15 protein-coding genes and 3 tRNA genes are annotated in these 19157 nt (G+C 63.3%); 7 read left to right on the top strand and 11 right to left on the bottom strand.

The window, feature by feature from the left end:
• Window positions 1–17: 17 nt before the first annotated feature.
• Window positions 18–2267, bottom strand: a complete 2250-nt coding sequence (locus tag XH80_RS23065) for a TonB-dependent siderophore receptor (RefSeq protein ID WP_271600525.1) — start codon at window positions 2265–2267, stop codon at window positions 18–20.
• 183 nt (window positions 2268–2450) lie between these two features.
• Window positions 2451–2966 (bottom strand): MarR family winged helix-turn-helix transcriptional regulator, encoded by a 516-nt coding sequence (locus XH80_RS23060; protein WP_271600524.1) that lies wholly within the window; start codon window positions 2964–2966, stop codon window positions 2451–2453.
• A gap of 195 nt (window positions 2967–3161) precedes the next feature.
• Between XH80_RS23060 and XH80_RS23055 the strand changes: the two genes are divergently transcribed.
• Window positions 3162–4352 (top strand): aromatic ring-hydroxylating dioxygenase subunit alpha, encoded by a 1191-nt coding sequence (locus tag XH80_RS23055; protein ID WP_271600523.1) that lies wholly within the window; start codon window positions 3162–3164, stop codon window positions 4350–4352.
• 130 nt (window positions 4353–4482) lie between these two features.
• Here XH80_RS23055 and XH80_RS23050 read toward each other — a convergent pair whose 3' ends face one another.
• Window positions 4483–5346 carry an alpha/beta fold hydrolase gene (locus XH80_RS23050; RefSeq protein ID WP_271600522.1) on the bottom strand — a complete coding sequence of 288 codons (864 nt, stop codon included), beginning with the start codon at window positions 5344–5346 and terminating at the stop codon, window positions 4483–4485.
• A gap of 214 nt (window positions 5347–5560) precedes the next feature.
• On the opposite strand from XH80_RS23050, the gene XH80_RS23045 reads away from it, so the two are divergent.
• From XH80_RS23045 to pepT, 4 genes are all read left to right on the top strand, one after another.
• Window positions 5561–5764, top strand: a complete 204-nt coding sequence (locus XH80_RS23045) for a hypothetical protein (protein WP_057756230.1) — start codon at window positions 5561–5563, stop codon at window positions 5762–5764.
• Window positions 5765–5919: 155 nt separating this feature from the next.
• Window positions 5920–5996 (top strand) — tRNA-Asp (locus XH80_RS23040).
• 200 nt (window positions 5997–6196) lie between these two features.
• Window positions 6197–6496, top strand: coding sequence for an HU family DNA-binding protein (locus tag XH80_RS23035; protein WP_057756233.1), 300 nt, complete (start codon window positions 6197–6199; stop codon window positions 6494–6496).
• 117 nt (window positions 6497–6613) lie between these two features.
• Entirely contained in the window at window positions 6614–7861 is a 1248-nt protein-coding gene (gene pepT / locus XH80_RS23030; RefSeq protein ID WP_057756237.1) for a peptidase T, read from the top strand.
• Between the two features lie 9 nt (window positions 7862–7870).
• On the opposite strand, the gene XH80_RS23025 is transcribed toward pepT, so the two are convergent.
• Window positions 7871–8764, bottom strand: coding sequence for a hypothetical protein (locus XH80_RS23025; protein WP_271600521.1), 894 nt, complete (start codon window positions 8762–8764; stop codon window positions 7871–7873).
• Window positions 8765–9178: 414 nt separating this feature from the next.
• On the opposite strand from XH80_RS23025, the gene XH80_RS23020 reads away from it, so the two are divergent.
• Entirely contained in the window at window positions 9179–10156 is a 978-nt protein-coding gene (locus tag XH80_RS23020) for a cation diffusion facilitator family transporter (RefSeq protein WP_271600520.1), read from the top strand.
• Between the two features lie 215 nt (window positions 10157–10371).
• On the opposite strand, the gene XH80_RS23015 is transcribed toward XH80_RS23020, so the two are convergent.
• The gene (locus tag XH80_RS23015) at window positions 10372–11232 is read right to left on the bottom strand and encodes a class I SAM-dependent methyltransferase (protein ID WP_271600519.1); all 861 of its coding nucleotides are present in this window, start codon (window positions 11230–11232) and stop codon (window positions 10372–10374) included.
• 127 nt (window positions 11233–11359) lie between these two features.
• On the opposite strand from XH80_RS23015, the gene XH80_RS23010 reads away from it, so the two are divergent.
• Window positions 11360–11436 (top strand) — tRNA-Val (locus XH80_RS23010).
• Between the two features lie 146 nt (window positions 11437–11582).
• Here the strand turns inward: XH80_RS23010 and XH80_RS23005 are convergent.
• The 6 genes from XH80_RS23005 to XH80_RS22980 form a co-directional block, all read right to left on the bottom strand.
• Window positions 11583–11987 (bottom strand): GFA family protein, encoded by a 405-nt coding sequence (locus XH80_RS23005; RefSeq protein WP_271600585.1) that lies wholly within the window; start codon window positions 11985–11987, stop codon window positions 11583–11585.
• Window positions 11988–12059: 72 nt separating this feature from the next.
• Window positions 12060–14483, bottom strand: a complete 2424-nt coding sequence (gene lon, locus XH80_RS23000) for an endopeptidase La (protein ID WP_271600518.1) — start codon at window positions 14481–14483, stop codon at window positions 12060–12062.
• Between the two features lie 323 nt (window positions 14484–14806).
• Window positions 14807–16078 (bottom strand): ATP-dependent Clp protease ATP-binding subunit ClpX, encoded by a 1272-nt coding sequence (clpX, locus tag XH80_RS22995; RefSeq protein WP_018642420.1) that lies wholly within the window; start codon window positions 16076–16078, stop codon window positions 14807–14809.
• A 448-nt stretch (window positions 16079–16526) separates the two neighbouring features.
• Window positions 16527–17162 carry an ATP-dependent Clp protease proteolytic subunit gene (locus XH80_RS22990; RefSeq protein WP_271600517.1) on the bottom strand — a complete coding sequence of 212 codons (636 nt, stop codon included), beginning with the start codon at window positions 17160–17162 and terminating at the stop codon, window positions 16527–16529.
• A gap of 304 nt (window positions 17163–17466) precedes the next feature.
• The gene (gene tig / locus XH80_RS22985; RefSeq protein ID WP_271600516.1) at window positions 17467–18825 is read right to left on the bottom strand and encodes a trigger factor; all 1359 of its coding nucleotides are present in this window, start codon (window positions 18823–18825) and stop codon (window positions 17467–17469) included.
• A gap of 182 nt (window positions 18826–19007) precedes the next feature.
• Window positions 19008–19092: transfer RNA gene (locus XH80_RS22980), tRNA-Leu, on the bottom strand.
• Window positions 19093–19157 lie beyond the last annotated feature (65 nt).

The raw sequence follows: 19157 nt of genomic DNA, 5'->3' as shown, positions 1-19157 counted from the left end.
CATCCCCTCGCCCACACTCACCATTTGTAGGACACGCTGGCGGTGACGCGGCGGCGGTCGCCGTAGAAGCAGGACGAGGTCGAGGCGCAGCTCGCGACGTAGATCTTGTCGGTGAGGTTGATGACGTTGAGGGCGGTGCGCCAGTTCTGCCATTCGTAATGAAGCGCGAGGTCGCCGAGTACGACGGCGGGGACTTCGAGCGTATTGGCGGCGTCGGCCCAGGACGGGCCGACGTAACGAACGCCACCGCCGAAGCCGAAACCCTCCAGCGGTCCTTCCTTGAAAGTATAGTCCGCCCAGCCCGAGATCAACATCTCCGGCGCGTTGGCCGGCGTCTTGCCAACCAGCGACGGATCGAGATCCTTGCTGGTGAAGAGATGGTAGGCGGTGAAGGCGCCGATCAGCTTCAGCTCCTTGCTGGCATTGGCCACCGCTTCGAGCTCGATGCCGCGCGAGGTCACCTCGCCGGTCTGGTTCTGCAGCAGCACATTCGCGGGATCGGTGGTCGCCACGTTCTGCCGCTTCAGGTCGAACAGCGACGCGGTGAAATAGCCATCAAATCCCGTGGGCGCGACTTTGACGCCGATCTCGGCCTGCTTGCCGGTCTCCGGCAGGAACAGCCGGTTCTGCGCGTTGAGGCCGATGATCGGATTGTAGCTTGTCGCATAGGAGACGTAGGGCGCGATGCCGTTGTCGAAATTGTAGATCAACCCGGCGCGACCGCTGAATTGGCTGTCGTCGCGCTGGGCAATATTCGCGCCGGTGTCGCGCGCGGCCTGCGTCGTCTCGACCCAGTCATTGCGGCCGCTCAAGACCAGCGTGAAGTTGCCGAGCTTCATCTGGTCCTGGACGTAGGTGCCGGCCTGCTTCTGCGTGATCAGGAAGTTGCGGAATGGTGCGCCCGTCAGCGGAATGTGCAAGCCATAGGCGGGATTGAACACGTTGATGGACGGCACGGTGCCGAAGTTGAATGCCTGGTAGTCGTCGATCCGATAGCCCTTCAGATCGACCCCGAACAGCATGGTATGCTGCACCCGACCGGTGCCGAAGCGATACTCCAGCTGGTTGTCGAGATTGGCCTGGTTGGCGGTGTTCTTCGCATACCAATTGTAGCGGCCCATTGTGGCCGTGTTGATGTTGTCCCAACCGTTGCCGACGAAGCCCCGATAGGTCAGGTCGACATGGGCAAAGCGCGCGTTCTGCCGGAAGGTCAGATCCTCGGTGAGGTTACGCTCGAACTGATAGCCGAGCATCTCCTGCTCGCGTGTGAACTTGTCGACGCCGGGATCGCCGGCGAAGAAGCCGGTCGGGATCTTGCCGAACGGCGCGCTCGTCACCGTGCCTTGGTACGGCAGGAAGTTGATGCCGCGGGTGTCCTGCTTCGATGCCGAGGCCAGCACCGTGAAGGTCGTGTCGGCGTCCGGCTTCCAGGTGACGGACGGCGCGATGAAGTAGTTGTTGTCGGGCGTGAAGTCGACCTGCGTGCCGCCGTTCTGGACCTGGCCGACCACGCGGTAGAGCAACTGGCCGTTGCCAGGCTGCGTCGCGACCGGACCGCCGACATCGAAGCCGACATAGGCGTTGCCGAAAGCGTTGACGCCGGTCTCGATGTAGCGAACCGGCTCGGTCGGCGGCATCTTGCTGATGACGTTGACGATGCCGCTCGGGCTCGATCCGCCATAGAGCACGGCCGAGGGACCGCGCAGCACCTCGACTCGCTCCATGTTGGAGGGTTGCAGCTTCCAGCTCGCATAGGAAGTGTAGAACAGCTGCGTGCCGTCGAGGAAGAGGCCGACATCATCGGACTTGAAGCCGCGGATCAGCCACCAATCGTAACGAGTATCGGCGCCGAACGTGCCGGCGCGCACGCCTGCGGCGTAGCGCAGCGCTTCGTCGAGCTTGTTCGGCTTCTGGTCGCGGATCTGATCGGCGCCGATCACCGACACCGCCTGAGGCGTCTCCATGATCGGCGTGTTGGTCTTGGTGCCGGACGAACTGCGGTGGGCAACATAGCCCCGCACCGGGCCGCGCGGAGTCTCGACGACGCCGACGTTACGTTGGGGCTGCGGTCTGCGGCTGTTGGCGGTTTGCACCTGGCTTTGCGCCCGGCGCGGTGCGCGAACGGTCGCGCGGCGGCGCTGTTCAGGCGCAGCGACATTCACCGGCGGCAGGCTCTGCGCACCGTTCTGTGCCAACGATTGTGCGAGCGATGCCTGCGGCATCAAAACCCAAGCGGATGCGGTCGCCAACGCGACCGACCGCAGCATTCCAAGACTGTTCAACACGCCACCCCGATATGCATCTGATCGTCATGCCGCCTGTCCCAGGACGGCATGCGTTGCGGTGACGCTTAGGAGAGCGCGCGCGATATCGCCAATTGAAAGGCTCTTAGAAAAATTCTTAGAGAGTCTCTTAGAAACGCTCCAGCAGGTCCAAGGATCTCGGCGCTATCAGCGCGCATCCTTCTCGGCCTCGAGCATCGCCTCCGCGGTCGCGGTGAGACGATCGATCTGAGCGAGCAGCGTCTCGAGTTCGTCCTTGCTCAATTGCGCCAGCAGTATCCGGTTGCGCTCCTGCGCGCCTTCGACGATCACATCATGCGCGGCGAGGCCTGCTGGCGTCAGCGACACCAGCACCTCGCGGCTATCCCTGGGATTTGCCGACTTCTCGATCAGCTTGCGCGCGACCAGCTCAGCCAATGCACGACTGATCTGGCCCTTGTCCTGGCCGACGGCTTCGGCGAGCCGCGCCACGCTCATTGGCGGCCGCCGGCCAAGCGAGGCGACCAGACCGAACTCGACCGATGACAACCCAGCGAGGCGCTTGTAGCGCAGGATGGCACCGCGCTTGAGCAGATTGGCAAGCACGATCAGCCGCGACGACAGCATCTCGGTGATCGGGGCCGGCGAATGATTGTCGTCCGTATCGGACGATACACGCCCGTCCCTGCTCACAGTCTGGCTCATGGCTCACCTCTGCCAAGAAAGCCAGGACGTGCCAAGTGGTCGTAGAGCCTTGGTAGCGCAACCTCTCCAATCTGTTCCGAATGGGACCGCGAGGTCCCCTGGAGGATCGTTGACATTGTCATCTAATTATTTTCCATTGGGTCAACGCACTGAAAACGACCCGGCCTACCCAAGGGCTGCGGGGGAGGAACCAGCATGACGATCACCCAGCGCGATCGCGATCTCGGCACGGCCTATGCGATGAAGCCGGCGCAGACGCGCACCGAGCTCACTTCCGTCGTACGCGGCACGCCGATGGGCGAACTGCTGCGCCGCTACTGGCATCCGATCGGGCTCACCGGCGATGCCACCGACACGCCGAAGAAAGTCCGCGCTCTCGGCGAAGATTTGATCCTATTCCGCGCCAAGCACGGCCGCGCCGGCCTGCTCCACGCGCGCTGCTGCCACCGCGGCACCACGCTCTATTATGGCAAGGTCGAGGAGGACGGCATCCGCTGCTGCTATCACGGCTGGAAGTTCGACACCGAGGGCCTTTGCCTGGAGCAGCCGTGCGAGCCCAATGGCGGCCAGTTCAAGGATAAGGTGCGCCAGCCCTGGTATCCGGTCGCGGAACGTTACGGGCTGATCTTCGCCTATATGGGCCCGGCCGAGAGACGTCCGGTACTGCCGCGCTATGAGTGCCTCGAAAACATGGACGACGGCGAGTTCGTCGAGGCCGACGATTCATCGATCGGCGGCGGCGGACCGGCGATCATTCCCTGCAACTGGCTGCAGCATTTCGAGAACGTGGTCGATCCCTATCACGTGCCGGTGCTGCACGGCTCGTTCTCGGGGCCGCAATTCACCAACATGATGGCCTCGATGCCGGAGGTGACGTTCGACAAGACGCCGCGCGGCATCGCCGTTCGCTCGATCCGCAAGCAGGACGACGGCCGTGTGTTCTACCGCGTCACCGAAGCCGCCCTGCCCACGCTGCGCGTGGTGCCCAATCCGCGCGTGGCGCAATTCGCCCGTGTCGAGTCGATCGGCTGGACGTTGCCGATCGACGACACCTCCTTCCGCATCTATGTTGCCGGCCGCGTCAAGACATCAGGCGACATCGGCCGCATGCGCTCGACGTTCAACGGCAAATTCTGGTGGGACATGACGGAGGAAGAGCACCAGCAATTCCCCGGCGACTACGAAGCCCAGGTCGGCCAGGGCCCGGTGACCGTGCACTCCGAGGAGCATTTCGGCCAGAGCGACCGCGGCATCCTGATGATCCGGCGCATGCTGGGCGAGCAGTTGGAAGCGATGGAAGCGGGCCGTGACCCGATCGGCGTGTCCTTCGATGCGAACATGCCGCCAATAGAGTTTGAAGCGGGGAATTACATCCGCGAAGGCTGACGCAGCCCATGATGGGCCGTGCGCTATTCCCTGCTCTCCGCAGCGGTCACGACCACGCTCGGCGCGCTTCTGTTCATCTGGGCGGCGCGGCCCCTCCGCGCCGACATCGTCAGGGCGAGCTGAGCTTCCCTCAAGCCGCCATGAGGGCGAGCATGTCCGCAATCACCCGCTCGCCATGCGTCAGCGGCAGCGGATGCGGGCCGCCTTCGTAGACAACGAGCCTGCTGCCCTTGATCAGCTTTGCGGTCTTGGCCCCTGTCAACGGCAGCGGCGCGCTGGCATCCTTGTCGCCATGGAGGATCAGCGTCGGGCGATCGATGCTGGCGGCAGCCGCGCGCAGATCGGAAAAGGAGATGGTCTTGCGGCATGCCAGCGCCACCGGCAGCGGCACGCGCATCATCATGTCGCGGATCCAGCTCCGCGTGATCTCCGGTGTCTCGGGCAGGAAGAATGGCGCTTCGTTCGCTGCGATCCATTTGGCGAAGTCGCGGGCGATGGCTGTGTGGCCGGCCTCGATCATCTCCCTCGGCACCGCATCCGGATTGTCCTCGGTCTGGACCAGGAACGGCGTCGTCGGCGCGACCAGCACCAGCCTAGCGATCCGGTCCGAGCCATATCGTCCGAGATAGTTCACTGCCTCGACCGTCCCCATCGAGAAGCCGACCAGCGTGACGTCGCGCAGATCGCGGGCCTCGATCACCGCAGCGACGTCGTCGGTCAGGGTCTCCAGGTCATAACCCGCGGACGGCATCTCGGACCGGCCATGCCCGCGCCGATCAGGCGCAACGCAACGAAAGCCCTTCGCAGTGAGCGCTTCGATGTGACTGCCCCAGATGCTGCCATCGAAGGTCCAGGCCGACAGCAGCAGCACCGGTTTTCCGTTGCCCCAGTCCTGCACGAACAGCTTGGTGCCGTCCCTGGCGGTCAGATAGGGCGATCGCGCCGCCGGCTGGGCGGTTTCGAGGAGCGAGGCTTGGATGGCTGGACGGTTCATAGGGCTTCTCCCTTGCAGGATGGTTCGCGGACGATGGAAGCGATCATGACGAGGGATTACGCCCGCGCGATTACGCGGCAGGTAAGACTGCCCAGGGCGAAGCGGCGAAATGGGGAGAATGAAACCATTTTGCGGAACCGCGAAACGATCCGGAAACAGATGATCCTTAAGACGTCAGCCTGCAGACGGCGCCAAAGCCCGTCGGGAGGCTTCGATGAACCACTCAATTCACTCTGCAGATCGGGGTACCCACCTGAAGATCGTGGTGGTGGCGCTGGTGGCCGGCATCGCAGTCGCCGCCTTCGGGATCGCAGCCCGCACCAATGCCGAATTCAGCCAGACCGCCCAGTCCACCCATGTGATCAAGGCCGGCAAGCCGGTGGCGGTCACGAGTTCGGGGGCCGCCGAGATTCGCTGAACGCCCTATTCCGGGCTGACCAGAGGCCGCCGTCCGGCGGCCTTTTTCGTTTTCCCAAGCAATGCTTAGCCAAGATGCTCCGGCGCATCGCAACGTCCTTGACTTCACCAAGCCCCGCCTTTAAGTCCCCCCTCGTTCCGCGGACATCGCGTCACGCGGGAGTAGCTCAGTTGGTTAGAGCGCCGGCCTGTCACGCCGGAGGTCGCGGGTTCGAGCCCCGTCTCTCGCGCCATTTTTGGCAATCCCTTCATCGTCTTAGCTCGAAATTCTCGACGCCTTTCCCGGCTGCGCCGGCTGTTCTCGGCACGCCGATGGAACCCTCGGCATAGTCAGCCCACGTCCGAATCGTCTACGCCTTCCAGGAACTTAGGGGATCCCCGCGCTTTTCCGGTTTTTCCGGGGCTTCCCTGGCAATCGAGGAGGCCAGACAGCATGGCGAAGAAGGCAGCTAGTCCCGTCACCATCACCCTCAAACACCTTGCAGCCGATATCGCGGAACGCCAGGACGTCTCCAAGAAGCATGCCGAGGCCGTCCTGACCGACATGGTCAATCTCATCACCAAGCATCTCAAGAAGGGTGACCGCGTCCGTATTGTCGGGCTCGGCATCCTCCAGGTCCGCAAGCGCGCCGCCCGCACCGGCCGGAATCCGGCCACGGGCGAAGCCATCCACATCAAGGCCAGCAAGAAGGTCGCGTTCCGCCCGGTCAAGGAGCTGAAAGAGGCGATCTGAGCGCTTACGCCTCGTTAAGCCTGATCCGGCGTCTCGCACGCCGCAACGCCGCCGCTTTCTGGTATATCGATGCTTCCCAGCATCTGCTCCCCCACAGCCGCGGCGGTTTGACCAGAAATGTCCCTGACCTTTTCGCACACCGTGACCGAGCGCTTCCTGCGCTACGTCACCATCGACACCCAGTCGGATCCGAATTCCCCGGCCTCGCCATCGACCGAGAAGCAAAAGGATCTCGGCCGCGTTCTCGTGACAGAGCTGAAGGCCATGGGCATCGCCGACGCCCATCTCGACGATTACGGCTATGTCTACGCAACAATCCCGGCCAATACGACCAAGAAAGTGCCGGTGATCTGTTTCTGCTCACACATGGACACCTCGCCCGACGTCACCGGCAAGAACGTGAAGCCGCAGGTCGTGAAGAACTATCGCGGCGGCGACATCACGCTGCCGGGCGATACCAGCCAGGTGATCCGCTTCACCGAGCATCCCGCGCTGAAGCACCAGATCGGCAACGACATCATCACCACCGACGGCACCACGCTTCTGGGCGCCGACAACAAGGCCGGCGTCGCCGAGATCATGGATGCCGCGCATTTCTTCATCAACAACCCTGATGTGAAGCACGGCGCCATCAGGATCCTGTTCACGCCGGATGAAGAGATCGGCCGCGGCGTCGACAATGTCGACATCAACAAGCTTGGCGCCGACTTCGGCTACACCATGGACGGCGAAAGCGCGGGCAGCGTCGAGGACGAGACGTTCTCTGCCGACGGCGCCACCATCACCATCACGGGCGTCAGCGCCCATCCTGGTTATGCCAAGGGCAAGATGGAGCACGCGATCAAGATCGCGGCGGCCATCATCGAGCGCCTGCCCAAAGAAGGCTGCTCGCCCGAGACCACCTCAGGCAAGCAGGGTTTCCTGCATCCGGTCGGCATCGAAGGAGCGCTGGAACAGGCGACCCTCTCCTTCATCGTCCGCGACTTCACCGAGGAAGGGCTGAAGGAAAAGGAGGCCCTGCTCGAGGCCATCGTCAAGGAGGTGATGAAGGATTACCCGCGCTCGACCTACAAGTTCGAGGTGCGCGAGCAGTACCGCAACATGAAGCAGGTGATCGATCGTTACCCGCACATCCTCGAATATGCCATCGAGGCGATCCGCCGGGCCGGCCTGCGTCCGATGCGGACCGCGATCCGCGGCGGCACCGACGGCTCGCGCCTCTCCTTCATGGGCCTGCCCTGCCCCAATATCTTCGCGGGCGAGCACGCCTTCCACTCGCGGCTCGAATGGGTGAGCCGGCAGGATATGGAGAAGGCGGTGCAGACCATCGTGCATCTGGCGATGATCTGGGAGGAGAAGGCTTAAGCCTTCTCCTTACGGCATCGTCATGGCGCGCCGGCCGCGATGGAAGCGGTTGGAGCTTGCCATCCAGCTCGGCAGCGGCTCGCCATCGCGGTGCCGCCCACCGGCGACGGCCGCGGCCCAGGCCACGGCGGCGCCGATCAGGGCGGCCGTCGCGACCGAGAAAGCGACGATCACCGAATTGCGCCTGGCACGGTTGATCGCCGCATGGGACTCGACGATCGATGCATCGACGCGCCTCTCGGCGTCCGGCGCACCCAATCCCGTCAGCGCGGCGACTTGCTGCACCAGATAAGCACGGTCGTCGACGCTGATACCGCTGTGGCTCGATGTGGTCATCAGAATGCGCCCGGCTTCGGCACGGGCTTCCCGCATATCAGTGTTAGGAGGTCGGCGTGGGGCGCGGAACAGCTTGTCGAGCTCGTAGCTGAGCAGCGGCTCGGCGGAGCTCGCGTTGCCGGCGCCGCTGCGCGTCGGCGAACGGTCGAGCGCAGCCGCACCGATAATTGCCAGCAGCGCCGCACCGATCAGCACGGCCAACGCCCATGACGTCAGCCCATGCAGCCCGTCGCGCCGTTCGCCGTCATCCTCGATGGTTGCCAGCGCCGGCGCCGGCCGAGCCGTGCGGCCGGCGATATAGCCGCCGAAGCCAAAACTGATGATCGCCTGGATGATCAGATACAGTCCTGATAACAGCGCCAGCGCGGCCGAGGCATCGCGCCAGGTCGGCGAGGCCGAGCTGACACCGAGGCCCATGGCCACGCCGAAGCTGACCAGAATGAACGACATTGCGCCCGCCGCAAAAGCGCCGGCGAGGACGGAGCTCCACTGGATGCTCCGCCCCTCCTCGGCGGTGATAAAGCCGCCTTCCATGACGTTGTCCTGCACAAGAGTTTCGATCGCCATAGCGGGTCTCTCAGCGCAGGCCGAAGAACGACAAGATCGCCATGATCACGACGATCAGGCCAATCAGATAGATCAGTCCGTCCATAATCCCATCCTCCTCAAACGCTCTGGGCGCTAATGAGGGGGAGCGGAGAACGTTCCTAAATTTTGCAGGCTGCCGGAACGAATTGACGAGACCTGAATTGTCTCTGCAAGTCCCAACGGATGAAGATTGTGAGCACAAGAGGCCTCAGCCGGTCAGCCCCGGGCTGGGGCCTTTTCGTTTGGCTGTGCGACATCAAGTTCCGAAGATGGGGCCCCCGATAGCGCCAACGAGCTGACGCTGCCGGCGCTTGACCTGTTGTTCCGGCGTGACGGCACGAGCGAAACGCCTACAATGGCGGCTGATTTGGCTGATGCGGGGGAGCGCCAGGTTTGGGTAGCCACGACCATCATGGTCATCACCATCATGACCACGGCCACGCGCATAATCATGGCCATGACCATTCCCACGGTCATGGTCACGCCCATGTCCATGCGCCCGCCAATTTCGGCAAGGTGTTCGCGATCGGCATCGCGCTCAACACCGCGCTGGTCGTGGCGGAGGCGGTCTATGGCTATATCGGCAATTCCACCGCCCTGCTCGCCGATGCCGGCCACAATCTGTCCGACGTGCTCGGCCTGGTCGTGGCCTGGGGCGCCTCGGTCGCGGCGAAGCGCGCGCCGAGCGGCCGCTTCACCTACGGCTTCCGCGCCTCCACGATTCTGGCGGCGCTGGCCAACGCGGTGTTCCTGCTGGTCGCCACCGGCGCTATTGGCTGGGAGGCGATCCTGCGACTGCGCGAGCCGGAGCCCATCGCAGGCGTCACCGTGATGGTGGTCGCCGGCATCGGCATCCTCATCAACGGCTTTACCGCCATGCTGTTTGCGAGCGGCCGCAAGGACGACATCAACATCGAGGGCGCCTATCTGCACATGGCTGCCGACGCCGCGGTCTCGCTCGGCGTCGTGGTCTCGGCGGCATTGATCATCTGGACCGGTTGGCTCTGGCTTGACCCCGTCACCAGCCTCGCGATCTGCGCCAGCATCCTATGGGGCACGACGAGCCTGCTGCGCGGCTCCATCGACATGTCAATGGCGGCCGCGCCCAGAGGCACCGACCTCGTTGCGATCAAGACATTCTTGCTGGCGCGACCGGGCGTTTCGGCGATCCACGATCTCCATGTCTGGCCGATCTCCACCACCGAGACCGCGCTGACATGTCATCTCGTGATGCCATCAGGCACCGCCGATGCGTTCCTGATGGAGACCGCGCACCAGCTCAAGACGACCTTCCGCATCGGTCACACCACCCTTCAAGTCGAGACCCATCCGGACAATGGCTGCGCGCTGGCGCCGGACGATGTGGTGTGAGATCACCGTTTGAGAGAGCATATCTCTCGCCGTCACCCTGAGGTGGCCGCTTCTTCAGCGGCCCTCGAAGGGCGACGGCCCGGCTGCATCCCGGCCGTTCCTCCTTCGAGGCTCCCGGCGCGATGCCGAGCATCGCGCCGCTCGCACCTCGAGCGACAATGGCTTGCCATTGCGCGGGGATGACGGGTCTGAATGAGACGCAAGCCGCGACGGGCCTACTCCACCCTCGCCGTCACGATCCAGATCGCGCCCGGCAGCGCCACGTTCTGCCCCTTCACGAACGGCGCGAGCGTCTCGCGGATCGAGGCCTTGGCCGCCGCGACCGTCTCGGGCGGATGGCCCTGCAGCGCGCGGCTTGCGGGACCGATCTGCAGCGAGCCGTCGACGGCCGCATCGAGCCCGCCGCCGATGGCGATGTCCATCGGCAGATTATGCGGCTCCATCGCCACGTCCGCGAAACCGGCGCCCTTGAGGATGCGCATCACGCGCTCCTCGGAAGCAAACGCGAAGGGGCCCGGCTCCTCCGGCCCGACCGGCGGCATCTTCGGCACGTGCTTGTAGACCGCCATCAGCGGCGCCATCATCCACGGATTTTCCTTCGGCTCGCGCCAGCAGACGAAGGCGAGCCGTCCCGTCGGCTTGAGCGCCCCGCGAAGATTGGTGAAGGACGCAATCGGATCGGCAAAGAACATTACGCCGAAGCGCGAGGCGAGCAGATCAAAGCTCGCAGGCTCGAACGGATACACCGTCGCATCCGCCAGCACGAAATCGAGCGGCAGGCCCTTCGGCGCGAACGCCCGCGCTTGCGACAGCATCGGATCGGACACGTCGAGGCCAAGGGCGAAGCCGTCAGGTGCGACCGCTTTCGCGAATGCAAAGGTCGTCGCCCCGGAGCCGCAGCCGACGTCGAGAACGCGCTCGCCCGGCCTCGGCCTGGCGCGGTCGATCAGGACATCCGCGATCGGTCCGAGGAGGTTTTCTTGCGCCGCATGGCGATCCGCCCAGCGTTGCCCGCCGGGACCGTTCCAGTAAGCGATCTGGTCGGCGTTTTGTTCGTGTCCGCTCGGTTGCTGCATTGGGGCCTCTGCCGTTCTCTAGGGCGGGGTCATACCACGACGGCCGCCGTTCAGGGGGCAAAGGGCCGTTTTATGACAAGGCCACCTCTTGCTCCGAGACCCGGTGGAGCGCTAAAGAGGCGCCGTGGGGCGGTTAGCTCAGCTGGTTAGAGCATCTCGTTTACACCGAGAGGGTCCGCGGTTCGAATCCGTGACCGCCCACCAGCCTTCGCTCGCTTCGCGAGCTTCGGCTAGGCAGGCCAGCCAGGAACTTCATTGACGCGAAGCGAGTGAAGGCTGCCGCGCCGAAGCCGTTGGGCGAAGGCGGGCTTTGGGCCGCAAGCTACGCTACGGCTCGGCAAGCCGGCCCCTCAATCCCCCGGCCGGCCCGGCAGCAGTGGCACCGCGTCGATCCACACCGCAGCCGACCGGGACCAGATCTGCCTGACGGGGCGCAATTTGTCGCGCTGGCGGATCGAGCCCCAGCGGATGCCCCAATCGTCGGCCTGGTCGCCCTCGCCGCTGGTGAACAGCGGGGAACCGCAATCGGCACAGAAGTGCTGGAAGCGCATCCGTCCATTGTCACCGCGCTTGCCGTAGACCTTGGGCGCGCCGCTGGTGAGCTTGACATCGGCCGCTGTGCAGACGGCTGTCACCCGGAACGGCGAGCCCGTGAGGGTCTGGCAGTCGGTGCAGTGGCAGACTGACACCGCCTCGGGATCGATCTCGGCCTCATAGCTGATCTTGCCGCAGTGGCACTGCCCATCGACCTGCATCACCATCCCCTTCCCCCACAATAAAAACGGCGCCCGAAGGCGCCGTTTTATCATGTTTTTGAAGTTGCGATCTCAGTGAGCGGTCAGGCCGCCGGCGGCCTCATCCCCGTCGGGCTTCACGGTCACCTTGGTATCCTCTTCCCAGACGATCGGCACAGGCTTCTTCACCAGCGCCTTGGCGATGACGTCGTCGAGACGCGAGACCGGAATGATCTCCATGCCGCCCTTGATCGCATCGGAAATCTCCGTGAGATCCTTGGCGTTGTCCTCGGGGATCAGCACCGTCTTGATGCCGCCGCGGGCCGCAGCCAGCAGCTTCTCCTTCAGGCCGCCGATCGGCAACACGCGGCCGCGCAGCGTGATCTCGCCGGTCATCGCGACATCGTGGCGGACCGGGATGCCGGTCATGACCGAGATGATCGCGGTGGCCATGGCCACGCCCGCCGATGGACCGTCCTTCGGCGTCGCACCCTCGGGCACATGCACGTGGATGTCGCGCCGGTCGAACAGCGGCGGCTCGACGCCGTAGTTGATCGCCCGCGAGCGGACATAGGATGCCGCCGCCGAGATCGATTCCTTCATGACGTCGCGCAAGTTTCCGGTGACCGTCATCTTGCCCTTGCCGGGCATCATGACGCCTTCGATGGTCAAGAGCTCGCCGCCGACATCGGTCCACGCCAGGCCTGTCACGATACCGACCTGCGCCTCGCTCTCGATCTCGCCGAAGCGGTACTTCGGCACGCCGAGGAGCTCTTCCAGAGTCTTCTCGGTGACCTTGACCGACTTCTTCTTGGAGATCATCAGCTCCTTCACCGCCTTGCGGGCGAGCGTGGAGAGCTCACGCTCCAGATTGCGCACGCCCGCTTCGCGGGTGTAGCGACGGATCAGAAGCAGCAACGCGTCGTCGTCGATCGAGAATTCCTTGGAGTCCAGGCCGTGCTTGGACACCGCGTTCGGGATCAGGTGCTTGCGCGCGATCTCGACCTTCTCGTTCTCGGTGTAGCCCGCGATCCGGATGATCTCCATGCGATCCATCAGCGGGCCGGGAATATTGAGCGTATTCGCGGTCGTGATGAACATGACGTTCGACAGATCGTAGTCGACCTCCAGATAATGGTCGGCAAACGTCCCGTTCTGCTCGGGGTCGAGCACCTCCAGCAAGGCCGAGGACGGATCGCCGCGGAAGTCGGCGCCCATCTTGTCGATCTCGTCCAGCAGAAACAGCGGATTGGAGGACTTCGCCTTCCGCATCGACTGGATGATCTTGCCGGGCATCGAGCCGATATAGGTGCGGCGGTGACCGCGGATCTCGGCTTCGTCGCGCACGCCGCCGAGCGACACGCGCACGAACTCGCGCCCCGTCGCCTTCGCGATCGACTTGCCGAGCGAGGTCTTGCCGACGCCGGGAGGTCCGACGAGGCACAGGATCGGCCCGGTCAGCTTGTTGGCGCGCGACTGCACCGCGAGATACTCGACGATACGTTCCTTGACCTTCTCGAGACCGTAGTGATCGGAGTCCAGGATGGCCTGCGCCTGCTCCAGGTCCTTCTTCACCTTGGACTTCTTGTTCCACGGGATCGACAGCAGCCAATCCAGATAATTGCGCACGACAGTCGCTTCCGCGGACATCGGCGACATCTGGCGCAGCTTCTTCAATTCATGCTGCGCCTTGTCGCGCGCTTCCTTGGAGAGCTTGGTCTTGGCGATCTTCTCTTCGAGATCGGCGAGCTCGTCGCGACCGTCGTCGTCGCCGAGCTCCTTCTGGATCGCCTTCATCTGCTCGTTGAGATAATACTCGCGCTGGGTCTTCTCCATCTGGCGCTTGACGCGTGAGCGGATGCGCTTCTCGACCTGCAGCACAGAGATCTCGCTCTCCATCAGGCCCAGCACCTTCTCCAGGCGCGTGGTGACGGACAGCGTCTCCAGGATGCCCTGCCGATCCGCGATCTTGACCGCAAGATGCGAGGCAACGGTGTCGGCGAGCTTGGCGAAATCGGTGATCGCCTGCACGACGCCGACGACCTCCGCCGAGATCTTCTTGTTGAGCTTCACATAGCTCTCGAAGTCGGACACGACGGAGCGCGCCAGCGCTTCCGCCTCGACCGACTTCGCATCGGTGTCGGCGAGCGCAACGGCGGTGGCCTCATAATAGTCGGCGCGATCGGTGTATTTTGACACGCGTGCGCGCTCGAGCCCCTCGACCAGCACCTTCACGGTGCCATCAGGGAGCTTCAAGAGCTGCAGCACGCTGGCAAGCGTACCGGTCTCGTAAATGGCATCGGGCGCCGGATCATCGTCGGACGCGTTCTTCTGCGTCGCGAGCATGATCAGCGCGTCGTTCTTCATCACCTCTTCGAGCGCGCGGATCGACTTCTCGCGACCAACGAAGAGCGGAACGATCATGTGCGGGAAGACGACGATATCGCGCAGCGGCAACACGGGATAAGCGTGCGTCTCGCCATGGACGATGGTTGGCCGGGGTTTTGGATTAGTCATGGCCTTTTCCTTTTGCTTTGCCCCCTCGCACGCAGCCCGCATCTGGTGCGCAACCGCCACAAGGTGCCGAGATGATCCACGAACCCGGTCTACCCTTCTTAGGTTGGACCGGGCTTGCCGGATCGAAACTGAGGCGAATCTTGAACAGAATTCTCGCTCGCCGCGGACATTAGGTGGCTATCGACCGGGGGGGTGTCAAGTCATTGAAAAACACGCGCCATCAGGCGCTTACGCAACCTGCAAGCGACGCAATTCCGGCTGCGGAGAAGATGTCCGCAGCCGCTACTATCAAACACGGCAGGAAGCGTTCCAGCGCCGGGAAATCAGGCGCTGGCGTTCTCAACCGCGCGATCGGTCCGATCGGCGTAGATGTAGAGCGGACGCGCCGTGCCTTCCACAACTTCGCGGGAAATCACGACTTCTTCCACACCTTCCAGGCCCGGCAGGTCGAACATGGTCTCGAGCAGGATCGCTTCGAGGATCGAACGCAGACCACGCGCGCCGGTCTTGCGCTCGATCGCCTTGCGGGCGACCGCGCCAAGCGCCTCGTCGGCGAAGGTCAGCTCGATGTTCTCCATCTCGAACAGCCGCTGGTACTGTTTCACCAGCGCGTTCTTCGGCTCGGTGAGGATCTTCTTCAGCGAGGTCTCGTCCAGATCCTCGAGCGTCGCCACGACGGGCAGACGACCGACGAATTCGGGGATGAGGCCGTACTTCAAGAGATCCTCAGGCTCGACGTGACGGAAGATCTCGCCGGTCCGGCGGTCTTCCGGCGCCATCACCTGGGCGGCGAAACCGATCGAGGTGGACCGGCCACGCGCCGAGATGATCTTCTCGAGGCCGGCGAATGCACCGCCGCAGATGAACAGGATGTTGGTGGTATCCACCTGCAGGAATTCCTGCTGGGGATGCTTGCGGCCGCCCTGCGGCGGGACCGAGGCCACCGTGCCTTCCATGATCTTCAGCAGCGCCTGCTGCACGCCCTCACCCGACACGTCGCGCGTGATCGAGGGATTGTCGGACTTGCGACTGATCTTGTCGATTTCGTCGATGTAGACGATGCCGCGCTGAGCGCGCTCGACATTGTAGTCGGCAGCCTGGAGCAGCTTCAGGATGATGTTCTCGACGTCCTCACCGACATAGCCGGCCTCGGTCAGCGTGGTCGCATCCGCCATGGTGAACGGCACGTCCAGGATGCGGGCGAGCGTCTGGGCGAGCAGCGTCTTGCCCGAGCCGGTCGGACCGATCAGCAGGATGTTCGACTTCGCGAGCTCGACGTCGTTGTGCTTGGTCTGGTGATTGAGGCGCTTGTAGTGGTTGTGCACCGCGACCGACAGGACCTTCTTCGCATGGCTCTGCCCGATGACGTAGTCATCCAGCACCTTGCAGATTTCCTTCGGCGTCGGAATGCCGTCGCGCGACTTGACCAGCGAAGACTTGTTCTCTTCGCGGATGATGTCCATGCAGAGCTCGACGCACTCGTCGCAGATGAAGACCGTGGGACCCGCGATCAGTTTGCGGACTTCGTGCTGGCTCTTGCCGCAGAACGAGCAATATAGCGTGTTCTTGGAGTCGCTCGTGCCGACCTTACTCATTCATGTCTCCGTCCGCGGTTCGATCCCGTCCGCTCGATCGTCCCATCCCGAAACGTTGGCGGGTAAGGGATTCAAATAGAGCAAATTCCGTACCAAAAAAGACCCTACGCGTTACATCTCGTGCGAATCAGGGTCACTCGATTCTCCGCGATCATAGCCGATCAATCGTAGCCAACCATGCTGTCACCCGACTATCAAGAATTCGCTAATCGGGGGGCGCCGGCTACCCGTTACAATACCGTGATTTCAGGTCTTGGCACGGGCGAAGTGACCGAAATCACCCCGACGTTGCTGGATTACCACGAAAAAACGAGCACGAAAGCGGAACTTTCCGCTTGTCGCAGGGCGCAAAACGGCTTTTTGCGCCCTCGCGAACGCGTTCCCGACATAAACGCGGCGCTGACGATCCCCACTGATTGCGGCGATCGCCGTCGCAGTCCCGGTCCTGCTACGGGGTCTTCACAGGCGCGGCCTCTTCGGCGCGCTTGTCGATGACCTTGTCGACCAGACCGAACTCCTTGGCGTCGTTCGCGGTCAGGAACTTGTCGCGTTCCAGCGCATCCTCGATCGACTTGTAGGTCTGGCCCGTGTGCTTCACGTAGATCTCGTTGAGCCGCTTCTTCAGGTTCAGGATTTCCTGCGCGTGCAGCATGATGTCGGTAGCCTGGCCCTGGAAGCCGCCGGAGGGCTGGTGAACCATGATGCGCGCGTTCGGCAGCGAGAAGCGCATGTCCTTCTCGCCGGCGGCGAGCAGCAGGGAACCCATCGAAGCCGCCTGGCCGGTGCACAGCGTCGAGACCGGCGGACGGATGAATTGCATGGTGTCGTAGATTGCAAGGCCCGATGTCACCACGCCGCCCGGCGAGTTGATGTACATCGAGATTTCCTTCTTCGGATTTTCCGCCTCAAGGAACAACAGCTGCGCGACGATCAACGTCGACATGCCGTCCTCGACCGGTCCGGTCACGAAGATGATGCGCTCTTTCAACAGGCGCGAGAAAATGTCGTAGGCGCGCTCGCCACGGTTGGTCTGCTCGACCACCATGGGCACGAGGTTCATGTAGGTTTCAACCGGATCGCGCATGAGTCACCTAGGGTTTTAGAGACGGACATCGCCAGTCCTGGCTGCAGTCCTGGCTGCCGGTCGGACTGGATGTGCCTGAAGGCCGATGGACGTCCCGTGATGCAGGAAGTTGGTAGAGGTAGAACGCGTAGGTACCGACAGATATAGCGCAATTCGCGCCAGACAAGTGCGGAGCGAATTAAGGCTTAATCCACCGAGCCCTTTGCGGCACTTGAAGCTGATTCTCGCAAAAAGGCCCAGCCGGCCATCTGGCTAGCTGGGCCCGTTCGCTGATCATCCTTAATAGAAGACTGTGTCAAAGCCTTCAGGCTGCAGTCTTTTCCTCGTCGTCCTTGTACAGGTCCTCGCGCGAGACCTTCTTCTCGGTCACGTTGGCAAGCTCGAGGATGAAGTCGACGACCTTGTCCTCATAGATCGGTGCGCGAAGCTGGGCCAAGGCCTGGGCATTGTTGCGATAGAAGTCCCAGACTTCCTTCTCGCGGCCCGGCATCTGGCGCGCCCGCTCGATCACCGCGCGGCCGACTTCGTCGTCGGTGACGGTAATCTTGTTCTTCTCGCCGATCTCCGAGAGCACGAGGCCGAGACGGACACGGCGGTCGGCGATCTTGCGGTACTCTTCCTTGGCGGCCTCTTCAGTGGTGTTCTCGTCGGCGAAAGTCTTGCCGGCGGAATCCATCTCGGCCTTGACCGAGTTCCACATCAGGTTGAACTCCTCCTCGACGAGCGAGGACGGCGCCTCGAAGCGATGCGCCTCATCGAGACGATCGAGCAGCGCACGCTTGACGCGCTGGCGCGTCGCACCGGCGAACTCGGCAGCCAGGCGCTCGCGCGCGGCTTCCTTCAGCTTGTCCAGCGATTCCAGGCCGAGCGTCTTGGCGAACTCGTCGTCGATGGTGATGTCCTGCGGCGCTTCGATCAGCGTCGCGGTGGTCTCGAACTCGGCCGGCTGGCCGGCGAGCATCTCGCTCATGTAATTCTTGGGGAACGAGACCTTCAGCGTGCGCGTCTCATTCGCCCCAATGCCGATCAGCTGCTCCTCGAAGCCCGGAATGAAGCTGTTGGAGCCGATCACGACCTGGATGCCCTCACCGGTGCCGCCCTCGAAGGCTTCGCCGTTGATGGTGCCCTTGAAGTTGATGGTGACGCGGTCGCCGGACGCGGCCTTCTCGCCCTCGGCCTTGGCGGCATAGGTGCGGTTGCTGTCAGCGATGCGCTTGATCGCCTCGTCGACGTCCGAATCGGACACGTCGGCGACGGGCTTCTCGACCTGGAAGCTCTTGAAGTCGGCGAGCGCGATGGCGGGCACCACTTCGATCGCAACCGTGTAGGTCAGATCGGTCTTGCCGTTCAGCAGTTCCTCGACCTCGGCCTTCTCGGTCGGCATCGTGATCTTCGGCTCGGTCGCGAGCTTGAAGCCGCGCTCGGAGAACAGCTGGGTGTTGGTGTCGCGGATGGTCTGGTCGATGGTTTCGGCCATCACCGAGCGGCCATAGACCTTCTTGAGGTGAGTGACCGGCACCTTGCCGGGACGGAAGCCGTTGAGGCGTACCTTGTCCTTGAGGTCGACGAGCTTGGCGCCAGCCTTGGCGTCGAGATCAGACGCGGGAACGCTGATCTTGAACTCGTGCTTCAAACCTTCCGAGAGGGTTTCTGTGACCTGCATGGCGTCCAATCTTCTTCTCGTTCGGCCCCGGCACGCTAACCGCGTCGGGACGCTGTCATTAATCGATCCAGCGCGAGGCAAACGCCTCAACGCCGGTGGTTCATCGAGCCCGGCCCCAGACGGAAAAACTTCCGAACGGGAGCCAAGGCCCCTCAGTAATCCGTGCAAACGCGATAAGCGCTTGGTGCGGGCGGAGGGACTCGAACCCCCACAACTTTCGTCACTGGAACCTAAATCCAGCGCGTCTACCAGTTCCGCCACGCCCGCGTGAATTTGCATCAACACCGGCCGCGATGCCGCGGGCGGCCGGGCTTATAGCATGTGCCCGACTG

This window comes from Bradyrhizobium sp. CCBAU 45384 (assembly GCF_028128665.1).
GTDB lineage: Bacteria > Pseudomonadota > Alphaproteobacteria > Rhizobiales > Xanthobacteraceae > Bradyrhizobium > Bradyrhizobium manausense.
The sequence above is the reverse complement of the archived record's forward strand: the minus strand, read 5'-3'. Positions and strand labels throughout refer to the sequence as shown.